Genomic DNA, 19,520 nt, shown 5'->3' with positions numbered 1-19,520 from the left:
ATGAAAACCTTTTTCCATCCTCAGCAACGCTTGCATCACCCGCGCAGCTACCTGTCCCGCGGGCAGATGCGCGAGCCCCAGGAAATCCCTGCACGCATCGACCCGCTGCTGGCCATGGCCCGCCAGCTCGGTTTCACGGTCAGCGAACCGGCGGACCACGGCCTCGCGCCGCTGCGCGCGGTGCACAGCGACGCCTATCTGGATTACCTGCAGAGCGCCTACGTCCAGTGGCACGAGGTCGACGAGGACTGGGGCGACGAGGTGATGTCGAACATCTTCATCCGCGAGAACAACCCGCTGCGCGGCATTCTCGGCAAGACCGCGCGCTACCTGGCCGACGGCAGTTGCCCGATCGGCGAGCACACCTGGACGGCCGCCTACTGGTCGGCCCAGGCCGCCGTCGCCGCCGCCCTGGCGGTACGTGATGGCGAGCCCCAGGCCTATGCGCTGTGCCGCCCGCCGGGTCACCACGCGCGGGCCGAGGCGGCCGGCGGCTTCTGCTTTCTCAACAACGCGGCCATCGCTGCCCAGGTGCTGCGCGCCAGTTTCGAGCGGGTCACCATCCTCGATACCGACATGCACCACGGCCAGGGCATCCAGGAAATCTTCTACGAGCGCGATGACGTCCAGTACGTCTCCATCCACGGCGACCCGACCAACTTCTACCCGGTGGTGGCCGGCTTCGACGACGAGCAGGGCGCAGGGGCCGGCAAGGGTTACAACCTGAACCTGCCGATGGCCCATGGCGCCTCCGAGGCGGACTTCTTCACCTGCCTGGGCCAGGCCGAACAGGCGATCAGCGCGTTCGCGCCGCAGGTGCTGGTGCTGTCGCTGGGCTTCGATATCTACGAGAACGACCCGCAGTCCAAGGTCGCGGTCAGCCACGCCGGGTTCGAGGAACTGGGCCGGCGCATCCGCGCACTCGGTCTGCCGTGCGTGGTGGTGCAGGAAGGCGGGTACGACATCGCCACCCTCGATGAAAACGCCTCGCGGTTCTTCAAGGGGCTGCTGGGCTGAGCAGGCGAATGTCAGCCAGCTTGAGCCGGGCCGGCTGTTACTGGATCTTTCAAGATATTTCCGCCCTGAAATGGAGGTGAACTAACGTTCCGGCAGCGCAATCTTCCCCTATGCGCTGTCAGCGCGAGCCAGATGGGCCGGTGCAGGTGCGCCGGCTTCCAGCCCCGGGATCGCTGAACGATAAGGAGCCACCGTGACCGTTACCACTCACCCCGACTACCGCTACAGGCCAGGGCCGCTGCACGCGATGCTGCTGGCCGGCACCGTTCCGCTGTTTCTCGGCGCGCTGCTGAGCGATATCGCCTACTACAACAGCTTCCAGATCCAGTGGGCCAATTTCGCGGCCTGGCTGATCGCCGGCGGCTTGCTGTTCGCCGGCCTGGCGCTGCTGTTCGCCCTGGGCAACCTGATCGGCGCGCAGCGCAAGGCCGGTCGCCCGGTGCTGTATTTCCTGCTGCTGCTGGTCACCTGGGTAATCGGGTTGATCAACGCCTTCGAACACGCCAAGGACGCCTGGGCAGTGATGCCCACCGGGCTGGTGCTGTCGGCCGTCGTTGCCGTGCTGGCGGTAATCACCGCCTGGCTGGGCCTGAGCAACCTGCGTTCGGGAGGTGAGCGATGAAAACGGCAAGTGCACTGACCACCCTGAGCATGGCGCTGCTGCTCGGCGCCTGCGGCGGCGAAGCGGACACCACCCTCGAACGCGGCCCCAACCCGAAACTGCCCGAGCCACAACGCGGCCTGCTGCCAAGCATGAAGATCGCCGAGCCGGCCGAGTGGGGCGATAAGCTGCCCACCGTGCCGGACGGCTTCAGCATCACGGCGATCGCCACCGACCTGAAGATTCCGCGCCAGACCCTGGTGTTGCCCAACGGCGACATCCTGGTGGCAGAAGGCCGTGGCGGCAATGCGGCCAAGCTCAAGCCCAAGGACGTGATCGCCAGCTACATCAAGGCTCAGGGCAATACCAAGGTCAAAGGCGGTAACCGCCTGACCCTGCTGCGTGATGCCGACGGTGACGGCACCTACGAAACCCAGACGGTATTCGCCGAGAACCTCAATGCGCCCTACGGCCTGGCCTTCCACGAGGGCAACCTGTACGTGGCCAACCAGGATGCCGTGGTGCGCTTCGACTACCAGGACGGTCAGACCCAGGCCAGCGGCGAGCCGGCGAAGGTCACCGACCTGCCGAAAGAGATCAACCATCACTGGACCAAGGCGATGACCATCAGCCCCGATGGTCGCTACCTGTATGTCGGCATCGGCTCGAACAGCAACATCGGCGAGCGCGGCATGGAAGTCGAGGCCGACCGTGCGCTGGTCTGGCAGATCGATGCCGAGAGCGGCATGCACAAACCCTACGCGACCGGCCTGCGCAACCCGACCGCGCTGACCATCCAGCCGGAAACCGGCCAGCTGTGGGCGGTGGTCAACGAGCGTGACGAGCTGGGCCCGGACCTGGTGCCGGATTACCTGACCTCGGTGCAGGAGGGCAAGTTCTACGGCTGGCCTTACGCCTACTGGGGCCCGAACGCCGACACCCGCGTGCAGCCGCACAAGCCGGAAATGGTCGATATCACCATTAAGCCGGACTACGCCCTCGGCTCCCACGTGGCGGCGCTGGGCGTCGACTTCTCCATCCCGGAGATGGGCGAGCAGTTCGCCAACGGCGTGTTCGTCGGTGAGCACGGCAGCTGGAACCGCGACAACCCGGTGGGTTACAAGGTGATCTTCGTGCCGTTCGCCGATGGCCGTCCGGCGGGCGAGCCCATCGACTTCGCCACCGGCTTCCGCGGCGAAGATGGCAAGACCCGCGGTCGCCCGGTGGGCGTGACGGTCGACCCGAAAGGTGCGCTGATCATCGCTGACGATCTGTCCAACACCATCTGGCGCGTAACGCGCAATCAGTGAGCCTGATGTCTCGGGGCGGCTAGCCGCCCCGAGATTCACTTAATCACAGCAGACGATCGAGCTGTACCGCGCTGATGCAATGTCAGTGCTAAGTCGTCCTGCCGCGTTCTCCAATCACCTCGAAATCGCCACTGCCAATGCGTTTACGCGCTACGCTCGCCTGCCTGGATCAGTCATCCATTTTCAGGAGCAGCAGATGGCGGACAAACAGCATCACTACGACGTACGCGTGACCTGGACCGGCAACGAGGGCAGCGGCACTTCCTCCTATCGCGGTTACAGCCGTGCCCACAGCATCGAGGCCGCAGGCAAGCCCGCCATCGCCGGGTCGTCCGACCCGAGCTTTCGCGGTGATCCGGCGCGCTGGAATCCCGAGGAGCTGCTGGTTGCGTCGCTGTCCGCCTGTCACAAGCTCTGGTATCTGGGGTTATGTGCTGGCGCCGGTATCGTGGTGACGGCCTATGAGGACAACGCCCAGGGCGCGATGCTCGAACAGGCCGACGGTGCCGGGCAGTTCACCTCGGTGGTGCTGCGGCCCAGGGTGACGCTGGCGGTCGGCAGCGATCTGGAAAAGGCCCGTGCCCTGCATTATCAGGCCCACGAAATGTGCTTTATCGCCCGCTCGATGAATTTCCCGGTCAGCCACGAGCCCGAGCTGCTGATCGAGACTCCCGCCTGAAAAAAGGCCGTCCCGATACCGAGGCGGCCCGCATCCCGCTAGCGGCGGCGAAAGATCATGCCGCCGTGGTGCAGCGTGTCGCGGTCGACGAACTCGCCATCGGCGGTGAAGCCGGTATCGTCCCAGTAGTCGATATGCGTGCCGTTGACTTCATAGCGCCCCTGATAAGCGCTTTCTCGTGTGCCGCGTGCTTCGTCGTAGCGGTTGTTGGGCAGCAGCTCGTGGCGGATCTGACCGTCGTCGGTGACCCACATGCCGACGTAGGGATGGTTGGCCATGGTGTTCTCCTGGCTGGGCGGCGTGGTCGCCGCTGTTGACGAGGCGGCGAGCACCACTGCGGGTGTCGCCAGAAGTAGCGCGCCCAGCAGCATGGTGCGCAGGCAGATAGCTCGGCGATTCATGGTCATCACGCCGGATCGGGGATGCGCTGCAGCACATCGTCGTAGGCCGGCAGGTCGAGGTACGCCGATACCTCGTAGGCCTTGCCGTCGCGCATGCGGAAGATCCATGCGTAGCTGTTGCGATAGGGCTGGCCATCGCGGGCCACGCCGGTGCCGTCCCACTGGATGATCACGTGGTCGCCATCGGCCCACACCTGCTTGCTCACCGGCCGCACCGGCTCGGACAGGCGTGCGGCGAACGGCTGGACCGCCTGGCCTACGAAGGCGTCCACGCCGTGATGAGTGCCGGCGCTGGGGCCCGAGCCCTTGATGGTCCACACCACGTCGGGCGCCAGGATGTCGCGGAAGAAGGTATTGCCGCCGGCTGCCCAGCGATCGAACGCTTCGCTGACGGCCTGCTTGTTGCGGGCCTCCACATCGGCGTTGGCGTGGGCCATGCCCAGCGACAGGGCACCGAGCAGCAGGGCGCCGCACAGGGCCGCGGCACGGACATTACGCAGAGATTCGATACGCATGGTTGGACTCCTCGTTTCTGTTTGATCTGCCTGATCGGTGCGCCTGGCCTATGCTGGCGAGGGCCATCGATTTCGTGGAACCTGCAGGCGGGTTCGCCTGCCTGATCGTCTGAGCTCGGAAAGCTGCGCGGCGCGGGCAGAAGAAAACGCCGCAGTGGCTCGAATGCCGATCTGTGGTGACGAGTCTGCCGGTGCGTTGGGTCGAACTCGTAGCTGGATCGTCCCGGATGCTTACCTGATCATCCGCCTGAAAAACCTTGTAATACCCTGGTTATCAAAGGAGATGCCATGGATTCGCTGCACAAGTTGGTAGAGATCATCGGTCGCCATACGCCGGATGACGGCATTCGCCCGACGGCGATTGCAGGCGTCAGCCTGGTGCGTTCCTGCACGCCGACCGTGCCGATGCCGGTGGTCTATGAACCGACCCTTTGCCTGATCGTCCAGGGGCGCAAGCGAGTGACGGCAGGCGCCACGACCTATGTCTACGATGCGGCCAATTACCTGATCGCCTCCGTGGACGTGCCGGTGATGGGGTCGGTGATCGAAGCGAGCGAGCAGGAGCCCTATCTGTGCCTGGTGGTCGACCTGGACATGACGGTGCTGAGCGACCTGGTCCTGCGCTATCCGGCCGACGACAAGGACGGTGCACCCGCTGCCGGCATCCAGCTCGGCGAAACCACGCCCGAGCTGCTCGACGCCGCCGCCCGGCTTGCCGGCCTGCTGGATGCGCCCGGCGACATCGCCGAGCTGGCACCGCTGACCGTGCGCGAGATCCTCTACCGCCTGCTGATCGGCAAGGGCGGCGCCATGGTCCGGCAGATGGTCAAGGCCGACAGCCGCCTCAACCAGATCGCCAAAGCCATCGTCTGGCTGCGCAGCCATTACGCCGAAGCTTGTCGGATCGACGACATGGCCGATATCGCCGGCATGAGCCGCTCGACCTTCCACGCCCACTTCAAATCCGTCACGGCCATGAGCCCGCTGGAGTTCCGTACCCATCTGCGTCTGCAGGAAGCCCGTCGCCTGATGGTCGCCGAAGCGCTGGATGCCGCCGGGGCCGGCTACCGTGTCGGCTACGAAAGCCCCTCGCAGTTCAGCCGCGATTACGCGCGCCTGTTCGGCCTGCCGCCGGCCAGAGACGCCAGCCGCCTGCGTGACAGCGCCTGGGCGCCAGGCGGCAAGCCGGACGACATTCGGGAAAGCGCCTGAAACAACTTTTTACCCGGCTGTTGGGAACTTTTAAGCGAATTTGCCGAGCGTTCGCCTCGTTATAATTTGCAACGAGTCTCCCCTTGAGAAGCCCACGGCGCCTGCTAGATTGGCGCTGCGACGCCGGGCCCCTCTGACAGCTACCCAGCTGCCATGTCGGAGTTGCAGTTTGTACAACTCTGACTTAGGAGGGGCTTATGAGCACCCTAGTACCGTTCCTCACCGCCGAGTTTCTCGGCACCGCCACTTGGTTGTGGCTCATCTTCATCACCATCGTCATCAGCCTGCTGGTCTTCGACCTCGGGGTGCTTCATCGTGAGCACCGCGAAATTGGCGTCAAGGAAAGCCTGCTGCTGTCCGGCGGCTATATCACTGCAGGCCTGCTGTTCGGCCTGTGGGTCTGGCATATGAAGGGCGCGGCCTCCGGTATGGATTTCTACACCGGCTTCCTGATTGAGAAATCGCTGTCCATGGACAACGTGTTCCTGATGGCGATGATCTTCAGCTTCCTGGCCATCCCGCGTAAGTACCAGCACGAGGTGCTGTTCTGGGGCATTCTCGGAGTGATCGTGCTGCGTGCCCTGATGATCGGCCTGGGTGCCGCGCTGATCGCACAGTTCAGCTGGATCCTCTACGTGTTTGGCGCCTTCCTGCTGCTGACCGGCGTGAAGATGCTGTTCAGCAAGGTCGACGACCACCCGGACCTGTCCGAAAACAAGTTGATCAAGTTCGTCCGTCGACACATGCGCGTCACCAACCGCCTGCACGAAGGTCGCTTCTTCGTGCGTCAGCCGGATGAAAACGGCAACATGGTGCGCTGGGCCACGCCGCTGTTCCTGGCCCTGGTGCTGATCGAGTGTGCCGACCTGGTGTTCGCCATCGACAGCGTGCCGGCGATCTTCGCCATCACCCAGGACCCGTTCATCGTCTACACCTCGAACATCTTCGCGATCCTGGGCCTGCGCGCGCTCTACTTCGCTCTTGCGGCGATGATCCACCGCTTCGCCTACCTCAAGTACGCCCTGGCCCTGGTGCTGGTGTTCATCGGCGGCAAGATCTTCCTGGTCGGCATCATCGGCAAGACTCCGCCGGTGATCTCCCTGAGCGTCACGCTCGGCCTGCTGCTTGGTGGCGTGCTGCTGTCGATGTGGAAAACCCGCAACGACCCGCCGGCCCTCGACGCTGAAAAGACCCCTCACTGACGTCAGACGCCCCGGCGGCGCCGGGGCTTTTCACTGGAGATACACCATGAACCCATCACCTCTTTCCGCACTGGTGCTGACCGCCGTGATCGGCCTGACCCTGGCCGGCTGCGAAATGGCCGAAGAGTCGGCGCAGAAACTCACCGAAAAGGCCGAGCAGGCCGTGCAGGAAATTGCCCGCGAAGCGGTCAGCGATACGGTCAATGCCTTCAACGAACAGATCGACGAAGTGCAGAAATCCACCAACGAAATGCTCGGCCAACCGGAGAAGGAGGGCGCCAAGGAGGAGGGCGAACAACAGGAGAAGCCTGAACAGGAACAGCCGCGCACCTTCCCCAACGAAAGCGTGGAAACCTGATCGGCAATTGATGTAATGGGGAAGGGATGCCCCCGCAATCTGTAATCCACTTCAGCCTGCGCTAAGCTCAGCGCATGTCATCCGACTCCCTCATCGTTCGCTCAGCAACGTCCGCCGATGCGCCAGCCATCGCCAGCGTTCAGGTGGTCAGTTGGCAGCAGGCCTACGCCGGCCTGATCCCGGCTCAATACCTTGCTGCTCTGCAAAGCTCGATCTCGCGACGAGAGGCTTTCTGGTGCGAGTCCATCGCCGCGGGACGAACGCATTTGAGCCTCGTCTGTGTGAATCAACAAGTGATCGGTTTCATTGCCATCGGCCCCTGTCGTGACGAGGGCGCTAGTGCGGGCGAAATGGGGGAAGTTACTGCCCTCTACCTGTTGCCACGGTACTGGCGAACCGGTGCCGGTCGTGCCCTGTGGGCGGCAGGTCTGCGCCGCCTCGTCGAGTACCGCTATCGCCGGGCGATGCTCTGGGTGCTGAGCGAAAATGCCCGGGCCCGGCGCTTCTACGATCAGGCCGGCTGGTCGCCCGAGCCTGACAGCGAGCGAAGTTTGCTGATCGGCGGGGCGAGCCTGCGGGAAATTCGCTATCGCTCGCCAGCGCTCAGCTGAGCGTCTGGCCGATGATCTCGTCCAGTTCTCGGTAAACCAACAACCCTTTATCTTGCGCCAACGCCACCAGCCTGTCTGCCTGACCGGACGGCCCCGCCACACGCAGCAGCGCATCGCAGCGGCTGAGCAGCAGTTGCCCATAGCGCTCGGTATCCACCGTTGAATCGCCCGGCATCTGCCAGCTCGCAGTGACTGGCAGATGCCCGGCCTGCAGCAACCTGGCCGCGCAGCTCTGCACTTCGTCATCGGCGCCCGCGATCAGGATCATCTGCGGCGCGGTGGGCATCAGCGCCTTCAGGTACTGCAGCAGAATGATGGTCTTGCCGTCCATGATGCGGCCGTCGTCGACCATCGCCAGGGCCTCGGCGAAGGGCAGCTCCAGCACCTCGATATCCTCGCCTTCCTCGGCCAGGCCGCCACCATCGGCGACGCGGTCCTCGGGTTGATACTCGCCGACAAAGAAGTGCACGCGCTCGGTCACCGAGCCCGGGCTCATGAACGCCTCGAAGATCTTGCGTACCGATCCTACCCGGTAGCCGGTTTCTTCCTCGGCCTCCAGGCGAATGCGCTCTTCAGGGCTGGCGTTGTCCAGTAGTCCGGCGGCCGCTTCGATCAGGTAGCCATGGTGTTCGTTGACGAACGCCGGGATGCGAAATTGCCGGGTGAGGATCACGGTGCGCCGGGCCCGGTTGTACAGGCCGATGGTGGCACCATTGCCGCGGTCGTACACCTCGCGGGTTTGCGGCTGCCAGCTGCCGTCGCGGCGCTGCAGCTCGAAGTCGATCTTCTTGAGTACGTACCAATTGTCCGAAAGCAGGTGCTGCTTGAGGATGCGAACGTTGGGGCTGCTCACCGGCAGTGTCCTCGCGGGCCATCAGAGCGCTGCAGTGTTTCACAATCAAATGACCACCCCAAGTGCCGCGCCAGCTGCCACAATCGGCCAGACGTGATCGGGGCTTGCAGGCAGGGCGCACAATGGCGGAAAGACGCAGTTTCAGCGAGACGCTGCAGGGGCAGAACCTGCGTTTCGTGGCCGCTAAGAAGGATGCCTCGCGGCAGACTCGCGTGGGCTTTCTGCTGCAGGAGCACTTTTCCCTGCCGGCCTTTACCCAGGCGCTGGACGTGCTGGTCACCGCCAACCTGATCGACCGCGGGCTGTTCGTCACGCGCACCTTCAGCCTCGACCGCCAGGCGGTGACCAGCGACCTGGGCATCGTCATCTGCCCGGACGCCGGGCTGACCGCCAAGGATCTCAGTGAGCTGGATCTACTGGTGATCTGCGCCGGCCTACGCACGCCGCTGCGGCCGATTCCTTCGCTCAGGCAACTGTTGCGCACTGCTGCCGACAAGCAGGTGGCGCTGGCCGGTTTGTGGAGCGGCGCCTGGTTCATCGGCCAGGCCGGGTTGCTGGATGGCTACCGCTGCGCGATCCACCCCGAGCACCGTGCTGCCCTGGCGGAGATCGCCCGGCACAGCCAAGTGACCGCGGAGAGTTTTGTGGTCGACCGCGACCGGCTGACCGCGGCCAGCCCGACCGGGGCGTTCCACATGATTCTGGAGTGGATCGGCGCGTTGCATGGCAACGATCTGGTCGAGGGTATCGTCGGCATCCTGGCGTTCGAGGAATCGCGTTACAAGCGGGTCAAACCGACCCTGCACGCGAAGATGAGCGAGCCGCTGCGCACGGTCATCAACCTGATGAGCGCCAATATCGAGGAGCCGCTGAGCACCGATCAGCTGGCTACCTACTCGGGGCGCTCGCGGCGGCAGATCGAACGGCTCTTCCAGCAACAGCTCGGCACCACGCCAGCGCGTTATTACTTGGAGCTGCGCATCACCGAAGGGCGCCGCCTGCTGCAGCACTCGGATCTGCCGGTGCTGGACGTCAGCGTGGCCTGCGGCTTCGTCTCGCCGAGCCATTTCAGCAAGTGCTACACGGCCTATTTCGGCAACTCACCGTCCAGGGAAATCCGCCACGGCAACGTGAAGTCGCCGCGCTAGGGCATGCCTTCGTCGAATCACCTGGGCGCGGTTCCCTGGAACAACATCGAGATGGTCGAGCGCAGCCAGCGGCTGCCCGGGTCGTGGTGGTAGCGGGCGTGCCAGTGTTGTTTGACCAGAAAGGTGTCGATCGGCAAAGGGCAGGCGTAAACCTTCAGGCCATGGGCGGCGGCGAGCGTTTCGCCGATATGGCGCGGCAGCGTGGCGATCAGGTCGGTGCTGCCGATCACGGCGCCCAAACCGAGGAATCCCGGTAGCTCCAGAACGATCTGCCGCTCGATGGCGTTACGCGCCAGGGCGGCCTCCAGCAGCTTCTGGCCCGTGCCAGCGCTCACGAACACATGTCCCTCGGCCACGTACTTCTTGAGGCTCAGTGCTGACTTGAGGCGCGGATGAGCCGAATTGGCCAGGCAGATCCAATCTTGCGCGAACAGCACCTGCTGGTAGATACCTCCGCCCAGCCAGGGCACGAAGCCGACTGCCAGGTCGGCCTCGCCGGTTTCCAGGGCGCGCTCGGTATTGCCGTCGATACGCGCCACTTCCAGGCGAATGCCGGGTGCTTCACGGCGCAGGTGTTCGAGAATCTTCGGCAGCAGGGTGATATGGCTGGCGTCGCTCAGGCACAGGCGAAAGCGCCGTTGGGCGCTGGCCGGATCGAAGCCGATTTCCCAGGCGGTCAGCCGGCGCAGCGACTCCAGTACCTCGCGGCACGGGGTGATCAGTGCTTCGGCCTGGGGCGTGGGCACCATGCCGGTGGGCGTGCGCACGAACAACGGGTCACCCAGTTGCTCGCGCAGCTTGCCGAGCCACAGGCTGATGGTCGGCTGGCTCTGGCCCAGCTGCTCGGCGGTGCGGGTGACGCTGCGGGTGTCGTACAGCACATCGAACAGGTGCAGCAGCTTGGGTTCGGGCAGGGCGTCTGTCTGGATCATTATTTGATTTTCTGATAGCGCTATTGATTCCATTGTATAGCTCAACAATGGGGGCGTGTTTAAGGTGAGGAAAAAAGCAGGAGCGCCTCATCTTGAAAATCTGCATCCTCGGATCCGGTGCGCTGGGCAGCACCTTTGGCGCCGCGCTCAGCGAGGCCGGCCATGAAACCTGGCTGCTCAACCGCGCCGGCGCACATATCGACGCCATCCGGCACAACGGCCTGGCGGTGATCGAAGACGACGTCGAGCGCAGCGTGCGCATCAATGCCACGTCGTGTGCCGAAGAGGTCGGTGCTGTCGACCTGCTCATGGTGCTGGTCAAGTCGTTCGCCACCGCCCGCGCCATCGCCGATGCCGGCGCGCTGGTCGGCCCGCAGACCGTGGTGATGTCGCTGCAAAATGGTCTGGGCCACGAAGACCTGCTCGCCGAAGCGGTCGGCCGTGAGAAGGTGATCGCCGGCAAGACCTACGTGGGCGGCGTGCTGCTGGCGCCCGGGCGTATCCGCTGCGGTGTGGACGGCAAGCAGACCTACATCGGCGAGCTCGATGGCCAGGTCAGCGCGCGCGTGAGCCATATCGCCGAGGTGTTCCGTGGCGCCGGCCTGGATACCACGGTCAGCGAAAATATCCTCGGCACCATGTGGGACAAGCTGCTGGTCAACGTCTCCACCGGCGCGCTGACCGGCATCACCATGCTCACTTACGGCCAGCTCTACAGCGAGCCGCTGCTGCGCGAAACCGCCCTGGCCGCAGTGGCCGAAGCCATCGCCGTGGCACGGGCGGCGGGCATCACCCTCAGCCTCACCGAGCCGGAGCAGGCCTGGAACCTGGCCAGCTCCGGGCTGCCGGCCTCGTTCAAGACCTCCATGCTGCAGAGCCTGGAAAAGGGCTCGATCACCGAAATCGATTTCATCAACGGCGCCGTGGTGCGGCTCGGCCAGCGCCATGGCATCGCCACGCCCGTCAACGCCACGTTGGTGGCCTGCATCAAGGGCATCGAACGGGCAATGGCCGATCAACAACAAGAGGAAACCAAGCGATGAGTATTCCCAAAGCCTATCTGGAGCACGTGGCCTTCTGGGTCAGTGATATCCACTGGTACATCAAGTTCTTCCACGACGTGTTCGGCATGACCATGCGTGAGGTGCACGGCACGCTCGAAGCGCCGACCCAGTACTGGACCCTCGGCGGCATGCAGTTCATCAGCCAGCCCGGCTTCGCCGGCCCTGAAGGGCGCATGGGCCACCTGGGCATGATGTGCGAGGACATGGAAGCGGCGTTGGCCGCTGCCCTGAGGTTCGAAGGCGTGACCGAGATGCCACAGGGCCGCAACTGGCTGCGCCTGCCCGATGGCCTGGCCGTGGAGTTCATCCAGGCTTCGCCGGCCAGTGCGGTGGCCGAAGCCCTGGCAGTGAATGCCCGTGTGGAGGTGTCGGCATGAGCATTGTCGAGAAGTACTGGGACGATGCCCAAGAGGGCGACGAGGCCATCACCCCCAGCTACACGGTGACCAAGGAACGCATCCTGGCGTACGCCGACCTGACTGGCGATCACACGCCGGTGCACGTCGATGAGGAATACGCCAAGGCCAGCCATTTCGGCGGTCTGGTCGCCCACGGGCTGATGGGGCTGTCCATCGCCGATGGCCTGAAAACGCAGTGTGATTACCGCTTCCTGCCTGGCATGTCGCTGGGCTGGACTTGGGATTTTCTGCTGCCCATCCGCGTCGGTGACGTGTTGCACGTGAAGATGCGCGTCGGCTCCATGCGCGCCAGCAAGAGCAAACCGGGCTGGGGCATCGTGGTGCTGCCGTCGGAATTGATCAACCAGAACGGCGAGGTGGTGCAGCGCGGTGAACACCGCCTGATGGTGCCGCGCCGGGAGGCCAGCGTATGAGCCAGCCACTGCCACTCAAAGGCATCCGCGTCATCGATTACAGCCATTTTCTCGCCGGCCCTTATGTGGGCCGTTGCCTGGCGGCCCTGGGCGCCGAGGTGATCAAGGTCGAGCGGCCGGGCAGCGGCGACGCTGGCCGGCAGCATTCCTTCATCCTCGACGACCAGCAGAGCGGCTACTTCCTGCAGCTCAACATGGGCAAGCAGGGCGTCAGCGTGAACATGAAGGACCCGCGCGGCAAAGCCTTCATGCAGAAGCTCTGCGACAGCGCCGACGTGTTCATCGAGAACTATCGCCCTGGCGCGCTGGACAAGCTCGGCCTGGGTTACAAGGAGCTCGCCGAGCGCAACCCGAAGCTGGTGTATTGCTCGATTTCCGCCTACGGGCACACCGGGCCGGACGCGCACCGCGCCGGCTTCGGGCTGATCGCCGAGGCCAAGAGCGGCATCATGCAGATGGTCGGCACGCCCGGTGAAGCGCCGCCGCTGCTGCGCATTTCCTTGGGCGACATGTACACCGGCATCCACGCGGTGGCGGCCATCAATGCCGCCCTGCTGGGCCGGGTGAACAGCGGCAAGGGCCAGCATATCGACATGGCGCTGTACGACACCCTGGTGTCGATGCACGAGTACGCAGTGCAGTGCTACACCCTGTCCGGCGGGGAAATCCTGCCGCAGCAGACCGGCCATGACATGCCGACCTCGACGCTCTACGGCGTATTCCGCGCTGCCGATGGCGACCTGGTGATCGCTGCCCAGGTCGACGACTCCTGGAAGCGCTTCGCCGCCCTGGTCGAGGCCGACGCTGGCGTTGCCGGGTTCAGCAGCGACACGCGCTTCCACACGCTCAACGGGCGCAACGAACACCGAGAGGAAATCCTCGCCATCGTACGCCGCTGGGTCGGCGCCAACCCGGTGGCCCGCCTGCTGTCGCTGCTCGACGAGGTGGACGTGCCGAGCGCCAAGGTGCAGCGCATCGATGAAGTGGTCAACGACCCGCAGATCCAGGCGCGCGGCATGATCATGGAGCAGCAGCACCCGCGTTACGGCACCCTGAAATTGCCGAACCTGCCGTTCCGTTTTTCCGATTGCGATACCACGGTCACCCGCGTCGCGCCGGACCTGGGTGAACACAACGCACAGGTCGCCGCTCAGCTGGGCTTCAGCCTCGAGGAAATCACCCAGCTGCAGGCCGACGGTGTGCTGTACAGCCATGGAGAAAAAGCATGACAGACCAATACGCCGTGATCGGCAACCCCATCGGTCACACCAAGTCGCCGCTGATTCACGGGCTGTTCGCCGAGAGTTGCGGGCAGCAGATCGCGTACACCGCCATCGAAGGTTCGACCAGCGACTTCGCCGGTGACGTGGCGCGTTTCAAGGCCAAGGGCGGGCTGGGCATGAACATCACCGCGCCGTTCAAGCTGCAGGCCTTCGAGCTGGCCACCCAGCCCAGCGAGCGGGCGCGCCTGGCGCGTGCCGCCAATGCCTTCAAGTTCGAGGGCGATGCGGTGCTGGCCGAGAACTTCGATGGCGTTGGCCTGCTGCGCGATATCGAGCACAACCTCGGCCAGCCGCTGGCCGGGCGCCGGGTGCTGCTGCTCGGTGCGGGTGGTGCAGTACGCGGCGCCTTGCTGCCGTTCCTGGCGGCCGGTCCTTCGCGCCTGGTGCTGGCCAACCGCGACATGGCCAAGGCGCAGGTGTTGGAAAGCGAAGTGAATGATCCGCGCCTGCTGCTCAGCACCTATGAGGAGCTGGCCGGGCAGTCGTTCGACCTGGTCATCAACGCCACTTCGGCCAGCCTCATCAGCGAGTTGCCGCCGGTGCCGGAATCGGTGTTCGCCAACGCGGCGCTGGCCTATGAGCTGGCCTACGGCAAGGGGCTGACGCCGTTTTTGCAGGTGGCCAAAAAGGCCGGCGTAAGCACCCTGGCGGACGGTGTCGGCATGCTCGTCGAGCAGGCGGCCGAAGCCTTCGAGTGGTGGCGCGGCGTGCGCCCTAAAACCGGGCCGGTAATCCAGCGCCTCACCGTGCCGCTGGTGTAGGGGAAGACGATGAAGGTACTCATGCTGCACGGCATCAACCACAACATGTTCGGCAAGCGTGACCCGGTGCAGTACGGCACCATCACCCTGGCCGAAATCGATGCGCGCCTGGGCGAGCTGGCCGCAACCCTCGCCGTGGAAATCGATAGCTTCCAGAGCAACTACGAAGGCGCCATGTGCGAACGCATCCACCAGGCCTTCCTGGAAGGTACGGACGCCGTGCTGATCAACGCCGGGGCCTGGACTCACTATAGCTACGGCATCCGCGACGCGCTGGCGATCCTTACCGTGCCGGTGGTGGAAATCCACATGTCCAACATCCACGCCCGCGAAGCCTTCCGCCACCACTCGGTGTTCGCCGACGTGGTGCGCGGGCAGATCAGCGGCTTTGGCGTGGACAGCTACCTTTTGGGCTTGCGCACCGCAGTGACGGCAGTACGCGGCGAATGAACTGGCCGCTCAGAACCTGTTCACGATCTTTTTAGGCGACATTAAATAGGCTGCTACAAGGCAGAAGCGGACATCGGTCGACCTCGTAGGAGGGGCTTTAGCCCCGAGCTTTTATCAAGGCAAACAAGAGCTCGGAGCTGAAGCCCCTCCTACAAAAGCCGCACATTTACCGAGCGCTCCTGCCACTTAGCTGCCAAAGTCGTGAACGACGATGAACAGGTTCTCAGGGACGAGCGGCCCAGTTTCATCGCGCTGACGGGATCTGCTGGCCCCAGCGCGCCAACGCAAAGTCGACGAAGCTGCGCAGCTTGGGCAACTGATAGCGATCGGGCGAGTAGATCAGGTGCATCGGTCTGCTGGGCAACTGGTAGTCGGGTAGTAAGGCGACCAGTCGGCCGTCACGCAGGTCCTGTTCGGCATAGGCGTCGGGCAGCATGACGATGCCGCCGCCTACCGTGGCGCTTTTGTATAGCGCTGCGGAACTGTTCATCACCATGGTGCCGCTTATCTCCACGGTGGTTTCACCGTCCCGCCCCATCAGCCGCCAGTGTTTGTCCACGCCACTCCAGTCATCGCTGGCGGGGTAGGCGAAGGTCAGGCAATTGTGTGCCTGCAGGTCTTGCGGCTTGCGGGGGACGCCACGGCGCGCCAGGTAATCCGGCGAGGCGCAGAGGGTCATGGTGTAGTCCTGCAGGGGCCTTGCGATCAGGCGGGCGTTGTCCTGCATGTTGCCCATGCGGATCGCGGCGTCGAAGCCGCTGTCGAGCAGGTCCACCCGCAGGTTGCTGAGCACCAGGTCCAGCTTGACCTTGGGAAACTGCTGCGAGAATTCGCACAATGCGGGGGCCAGCACTTCCGAGCCGAAGGTCAGCGGCGCGGTGATGCGCAAGGTACCTGCGGGCTCGGCCTGGGCCTGTTCGGCCAGGCGCTCGGAGGCGGCCACCAGCCCCAGCACTTCCAGGCAGCGCTGGTAATAGGCCGTACCGAACTCCGTCAGGCGCTGACGGCGGGTAGTGCGCTTGAGCAGGCTCATGCCCAGGCGTTGCTCCAGAGCCCGCAGGTGGTTGCCGACCATGGTGGTGGAGATTGAGCACGCCTGGGCGGCGGCGGTCATGCTGCCGGTTTCCACGACCTTCACGTACACCGACATTGCCTGGAACAAGTCCATTATCAAGCCCTGGTTGAGGATGATTGAAGTTTTGCGAGGTTTATCCAGCTCAGGTGGCTAACGATACTGCAAACACCACCTGATGACTTCTGGAGCTTTACGTCATGACCACCGACTGCCTGATGTCCACCTACAAGCCCCTTGCCCTGAGCTTCGTCCGTGGCCTTGGCGCGCGACTCTGGGATCAGGCCGGTCGCGAGTACCTGGATGCCGTGGCTGGCGTTGCCGTAACCAATGTCGGCCACTCCCATCCGCTGCTGGTCGCCGCCATCAGTGAGCAGGCTGGGCTGCTGCTGCATACCTCCAACCTGTACAGCATCGATTGGCAGCAACGCCTGGCCCACAAGCTCACCCGCTTGTGCGGCCTGGACCGGGCGTTTTTCAACAATTCCGGGGCGGAAGCCAACGAGACGGCCCTCAAGCTGGCGCGCTTGCATGGCTGGCGCAAAGGTATCGAGCAGCCACTGGTGGTGGTGATGGAAAACGCCTTTCACGGGCGCACGCTGGGGACTTTGGCCGCCAGCGATGGCCCTGCCGTGCGGTTGGCGTACGGCGCCTTGCCGGGAGATTTCGTCAAGGCGCCATTCGGCGACCTGCCGGCCTTCGAGCGCATCTGTGCACTGCATGGCCAGCGCATCGCTGCCGTGCTGGTCGAGCCGGTGCAGGGCGAGGGCGGTGTACAGGTGGCGCCGAAGGGGTATCTGCAAGCGCTGCGCGAGCACTGCACGCGGCGTAACTGGTTGCTGATGCTCGATGAAATCCAGACCGGCATGGGGCGTACCGGGCAATGGTTCGCCTTTCAGCATGAAGGCATCGTGCCCGACGTCATGACCCTGGCAAAAGGCCTGGGCAACGGCGTGCCCATCGGCGCCTGCCTGGCCAAGGCTGGCGCCGCCGATCTGTTCACGCCCGGCAGCCATGGCAGCACCTTTGGCGGCAACCCGCTGGCCTGCCGCGCAGCCTGTACGGTGGTGGACATCATCGAGCAGCAAGGCCTGGTGCAAAACGCGCGTGAACAGGGGCTGCACTTGCTCGAACGGCTGCGCGAGGCGCTGAGCGGACACCCGGCGGTGGTGGCCGTGCGCGGCCTGGGCCTGATGATCGGCATCGAGCTACGCAAGCCGATCCCCGACCTGGTCACGCTGGCCGCTCGCGATCACGGCTTGCTGATCAACGTGACACGGGGCCAGACCATCCGGCTTTTGCCACCCCTGATCGTGGGTGCGGCGGACGTCGAGGCGATCGTGCAGGGCATCGCCGATACCCTGAAGGGCGCCGAGGACGCCCGAGAATGAGCGCCTCAGAACAACGGCCGCGCCGCCAGTTCCAGGCCGAGCAGGATCAGGAACGCCATGAAGCACTGTCGAAAGCGCACGGGGCTGATGCGTGCGCGCAGCCGCTGGCCCAGCCACATGCCGAGCAACGCCGGGACGATGGCCGCGGTTGATGTGCCGAGCTGGCTGACCTGAAACGCGCCGTGCCAGTAGAGGCCGATGGCGAGCGCCAGGGTGGACACGCTGAAGGACAGGCCCAGCGCCTGCACCAGCTCGTCGCGGCTCAGGTTCAGCGAGCCCAGGTAGGGCACCGCCGGCATCACGAATACGCCGGTCGCGCCGGTCACCACACCCGTCGCCAACCCCACCACTGGCGATAACCAGCGCTCCAGCCGCGCCGACACGCGCAAGGCCGGTGCGAGCAGAGCGTAGAGCGCGTAGACGATCAGCGCGATGCCCAACCAGAACCCCGACCAGAGCGGATCGGCCACCACCAGCAAGGTCGAAGCGGCCAGCGTGCCGAGCACGATGCACAGCATCATCGGCCACAGCCGGCGCAGCAGTGGCGCCAGTGCAGGGCCGCTGAACAGTTGCCAGAGGTTGGTCACGAAAGACGGCACGACCAGGATCGCCGCCGCTGCCGCAGGCGCCATCATGGTACCCAGCAACCCCATGGCCACGGTCGGCAGGCCCATGCCTGTCACGCCCTTGACCAGCCCGGCGGCGAGAAAGGTGCCGAGCAGAAACAGCAGGTAGAAGGTGGCGTCGTGCATGGGGCAAGGCTCGATTGAGTGACCTGTGCAATTGAAGCCGCTCAGGGGACTCGGCACAATGCGGAAAACTCAGTGCAGCCTTCGGCAAAACCAGAGGCAGAGAGGCTCCGATGCGACTCGATCTGGCAGATTTGCAGCTGTTCCTGTGCATCGCCGATGCCGGCAGCATTACCGCGGGTGCGCAGCGGGCGAACCTCGCGCTGGCCTCCGCCAGCGAACGGCTGCGCAAGATGGAACGTGCCGTCGGCGTGGCCCTGCTGGAACGCCGCGCCCGCGGCGTGACCACCACCGAGGCCGGCGAGGCGCTGGCCCATCATGCACGGCTGATACTGCGCCAGCAGGATACCTTAAAGGGTGAGCTGCAGGACTACGCAGCCGGCGCCCGAGGCACCCTGCACCTGTACGCCAATACCGCCGCGCTGACGGTGTTCCTGCCCAACCGGCTCGCGCCGTGGCTGGCCGAGCGGCCGCGCCTGCGCATCGAACTCAAGGAGCGTACCAGTGTGGATATCGTGCGCAACGTGGCCAGCGGCTTGGCCGAGGCGGGCATCGTGTCCAGCGCCGTCAGTGCCGAAGGCCTGCACCTGAAGCCGGTGGCCAGGGACCATCTGGTACTGGTCGCCGCGCCCCATCACCCGCTGGCCGACCGTCGCAGCCTGGCGTTCGCCGAGGTGCTCGGCGAAGCGTTCGTGGGGCTGGCCCAGGGCAGTGCGTTGCAGGATCACATCAACGAGCACGCGCGGGTGGCCGGTCGGCCACTGGATGTGCGCATTCGCATGAACAGTTTCGAGGCGCTTTGCCAGATGGTCGCCCATGGCATCGGCCTCGGCATCCTGCCGCTAGGCATCGCCCGGCTGCACAGGCGCCGCCATAGCCTCAAAGTGATCGCCCTGAGCGACGCCTGGGCCCGGCGTGAGCTGTGCCTGTGCTTCAGGCGCTGGAGCGAGTTGTCGATGCCGATGCGCAGCCTGTTCGAACATCTGGGCGCGTTCAGGCAGCGCTGAAGCGCCCAGAAAATACGTTTTTTTTACGCGCCTGATGGTTTTGCGCCCCCGATAATCCGCCCACTGGCTGAA

23 protein-coding genes are annotated in these 19,520 nt (G+C 64.7%); 17 read left to right on the top strand and 6 right to left on the bottom strand.

The features are described from left to right. The 4 genes from PVA39_RS15985 (at position 1) to PVA39_RS15970 (ending at position 3,607) form a co-directional block, all read left to right on the top strand. Positions 1–1,017 (top strand): histone deacetylase family protein, encoded by a 1,017-nt coding sequence (locus tag PVA39_RS15985; RefSeq protein WP_274124877.1) that lies wholly within the window; start codon positions 1–3, stop codon positions 1,015–1,017. A 193-nt stretch (positions 1,018–1,210) separates the two neighbouring features. Continuing rightward, positions 1,211–1,639, top strand: a complete 429-nt coding sequence (locus PVA39_RS15980; RefSeq protein ID WP_013790323.1) for a DUF2231 domain-containing protein — start codon at positions 1,211–1,213, stop codon at positions 1,637–1,639. Continuing rightward, positions 1,636–2,928 carry a PQQ-dependent sugar dehydrogenase gene (locus PVA39_RS15975; RefSeq protein ID WP_274124875.1) on the top strand — a complete coding sequence of 431 codons (1,293 nt, stop codon included), beginning with the start codon at positions 1,636–1,638 and terminating at the stop codon, positions 2,926–2,928. The genes PVA39_RS15980 and PVA39_RS15975 overlap by 4 nt, the downstream gene beginning before the upstream one ends. Before the next feature lie 196 nt (positions 2,929–3,124). Next, positions 3,125–3,607, top strand: coding sequence for an OsmC family protein (locus PVA39_RS15970; protein WP_274124874.1), 483 nt, complete (start codon positions 3,125–3,127; stop codon positions 3,605–3,607). A 38-nt stretch (positions 3,608–3,645) separates the two neighbouring features. Here the strand turns inward: PVA39_RS15970 and PVA39_RS15965 are convergent, their stop codons facing one another. Together PVA39_RS15965 and PVA39_RS15960 are read right to left on the bottom strand one after the other, a co-directional pair. After that, a complete protein-coding gene (locus PVA39_RS15965; RefSeq protein ID WP_027909276.1) occupies positions 3,646–3,885 on the bottom strand; it encodes an Atu4866 domain-containing protein in 240 nt (79 codons plus the stop codon). Between the two features lie 128 nt (positions 3,886–4,013). Further along, the gene (locus PVA39_RS15960) at positions 4,014–4,523 is read right to left on the bottom strand and encodes a nuclear transport factor 2 family protein (RefSeq protein ID WP_274124873.1); all 510 of its coding nucleotides are present in this window, start codon (positions 4,521–4,523) and stop codon (positions 4,014–4,016) included. A 288-nt stretch (positions 4,524–4,811) separates the two neighbouring features. Between PVA39_RS15960 and PVA39_RS15955 the strand changes: the two genes are divergently transcribed. The 4 genes from PVA39_RS15955 to PVA39_RS15940 all read left to right on the top strand — a co-directional run bounded on the left by PVA39_RS15955 (position 4,812) and on the right by PVA39_RS15940 (position 7,906). Further along, positions 4,812–5,735: an AraC family transcriptional regulator gene (locus PVA39_RS15955; protein WP_274124872.1), complete on the top strand. Its 924-nt coding sequence runs from the start codon at positions 4,812–4,814 to the stop codon at positions 5,733–5,735. 197 nt (positions 5,736–5,932) lie between these two features. After that, a complete protein-coding gene (locus PVA39_RS15950) occupies positions 5,933–6,937 on the top strand; it encodes a TerC family protein (protein WP_274124871.1) in 1,005 nt (334 codons plus the stop codon). A 46-nt stretch (positions 6,938–6,983) separates the two neighbouring features. Further along, complete coding sequence (locus PVA39_RS15945) at positions 6,984–7,295, top strand: hypothetical protein (RefSeq protein ID WP_274124870.1); 312 nt, start codon at positions 6,984–6,986, stop codon at positions 7,293–7,295. Positions 7,296–7,369: 74 nt separating this feature from the next. Further along, entirely contained in the window at positions 7,370–7,906 is a 537-nt protein-coding gene (locus PVA39_RS15940) for a GNAT family N-acetyltransferase (RefSeq protein ID WP_274124869.1), read from the top strand. Here PVA39_RS15940 and nudK read toward each other — a convergent pair. Further along, positions 7,899–8,759 carry a GDP-mannose pyrophosphatase NudK gene (gene nudK / locus PVA39_RS15935; RefSeq protein ID WP_274124868.1) on the bottom strand — a complete coding sequence of 287 codons (861 nt, stop codon included), beginning with the start codon at positions 8,757–8,759 and terminating at the stop codon, positions 7,899–7,901. The two genes, PVA39_RS15940 and nudK, sit on opposite strands and share 8 nt — an antisense overlap. Positions 8,760–8,881: 122 nt before the next feature. Between nudK and PVA39_RS15930 the strand changes: the two genes are divergently transcribed. Further along, complete coding sequence (locus PVA39_RS15930) at positions 8,882–9,907, top strand: GlxA family transcriptional regulator (protein ID WP_274124866.1); 1,026 nt, start codon at positions 8,882–8,884, stop codon at positions 9,905–9,907. A 17-nt stretch (positions 9,908–9,924) separates the two neighbouring features. On the opposite strand, the gene PVA39_RS15925 is transcribed toward PVA39_RS15930, so the two are convergent. Beyond that, positions 9,925–10,839, bottom strand: coding sequence for a LysR family transcriptional regulator (locus PVA39_RS15925; protein ID WP_274124865.1), 915 nt, complete (start codon positions 10,837–10,839; stop codon positions 9,925–9,927). A gap of 92 nt (positions 10,840–10,931) precedes the next feature. Here PVA39_RS15925 and PVA39_RS15920 point away from each other — a divergent pair, with 92 nt between their 5' ends. From PVA39_RS15920 to aroQ, 6 genes are read left to right on the top strand one after another with little or no spacing between them, the layout of a single operon-like run. Further along, positions 10,932–11,882, top strand: a complete 951-nt coding sequence (locus PVA39_RS15920; protein WP_274124864.1) for a ketopantoate reductase family protein — start codon at positions 10,932–10,934, stop codon at positions 11,880–11,882. Further along, the gene (locus PVA39_RS15915; RefSeq protein WP_274124863.1) at positions 11,879–12,280 is read left to right on the top strand and encodes a VOC family protein; all 402 of its coding nucleotides are present in this window, start codon (positions 11,879–11,881) and stop codon (positions 12,278–12,280) included. Before PVA39_RS15920 ends, PVA39_RS15915 begins: the two co-directional genes overlap by 4 nt. After that, positions 12,277–12,735 (top strand): MaoC family dehydratase, encoded by a 459-nt coding sequence (locus PVA39_RS15910; protein WP_274124862.1) that lies wholly within the window; start codon positions 12,277–12,279, stop codon positions 12,733–12,735. The genes PVA39_RS15915 and PVA39_RS15910 overlap by 4 nt, the downstream gene beginning before the upstream one ends. Then, positions 12,732–13,964, top strand: coding sequence for a CaiB/BaiF CoA transferase family protein (locus PVA39_RS15905; RefSeq protein ID WP_274124861.1), 1,233 nt, complete (start codon positions 12,732–12,734; stop codon positions 13,962–13,964). Before PVA39_RS15910 ends, PVA39_RS15905 begins: the two co-directional genes overlap by 4 nt. Next, the gene (aroE, locus tag PVA39_RS15900; protein WP_274124860.1) at positions 13,961–14,779 is read left to right on the top strand and encodes a shikimate dehydrogenase; all 819 of its coding nucleotides are present in this window, start codon (positions 13,961–13,963) and stop codon (positions 14,777–14,779) included. The genes PVA39_RS15905 and aroE overlap by 4 nt, the downstream gene beginning before the upstream one ends. Positions 14,780–14,788: 9 nt before the next feature. Continuing rightward, entirely contained in the window at positions 14,789–15,229 is a 441-nt protein-coding gene (gene aroQ / locus PVA39_RS15895) for a type II 3-dehydroquinate dehydratase (RefSeq protein ID WP_274124859.1), read from the top strand. Between the two features lie 244 nt (positions 15,230–15,473). Here the strand turns inward: aroQ and PVA39_RS15890 are convergent, their stop codons facing one another. After that, positions 15,474–16,397: a LysR family transcriptional regulator gene (locus tag PVA39_RS15890; protein ID WP_274124858.1), complete on the bottom strand. Its 924-nt coding sequence runs from the start codon at positions 16,395–16,397 to the stop codon at positions 15,474–15,476. Positions 16,398–16,501: 104 nt separating this feature from the next. On the opposite strand from PVA39_RS15890, the gene PVA39_RS15885 reads away from it, so the two are divergent. Next, on the top strand, positions 16,502–17,692 hold the full coding sequence (locus tag PVA39_RS15885) for an aspartate aminotransferase family protein (RefSeq protein ID WP_274124857.1): 1,191 nt from the start codon (positions 16,502–16,504) through the stop codon (positions 17,690–17,692). A 5-nt stretch (positions 17,693–17,697) separates the two neighbouring features. Here PVA39_RS15885 and PVA39_RS15880 read toward each other — a convergent pair whose 3' ends face one another. Further along, positions 17,698–18,444, bottom strand: a complete 747-nt coding sequence (locus PVA39_RS15880) for a sulfite exporter TauE/SafE family protein (protein WP_274124856.1) — start codon at positions 18,442–18,444, stop codon at positions 17,698–17,700. 110 nt (positions 18,445–18,554) lie between these two features. Here PVA39_RS15880 and PVA39_RS15875 point away from each other — a divergent pair, with 110 nt between their 5' ends. Further along, positions 18,555–19,448 carry a LysR family transcriptional regulator gene (locus PVA39_RS15875; protein ID WP_274124855.1) on the top strand — a complete coding sequence of 298 codons (894 nt, stop codon included), beginning with the start codon at positions 18,555–18,557 and terminating at the stop codon, positions 19,446–19,448. The last annotated feature ends 72 nt before the right edge of the window (positions 19,449–19,520 follow it).

Source organism: Pseudomonas sp. CNPSo 3701, assembly GCF_028674975.1.
In the GTDB taxonomy this organism is placed as follows: domain Bacteria; phylum Pseudomonadota; class Gammaproteobacteria; order Pseudomonadales; family Pseudomonadaceae; genus Aquipseudomonas; species Aquipseudomonas straminea.
Note: the sequence above shows the minus strand (reverse complement) of the source record. Positions and strands in the feature narration are given on the sequence as shown.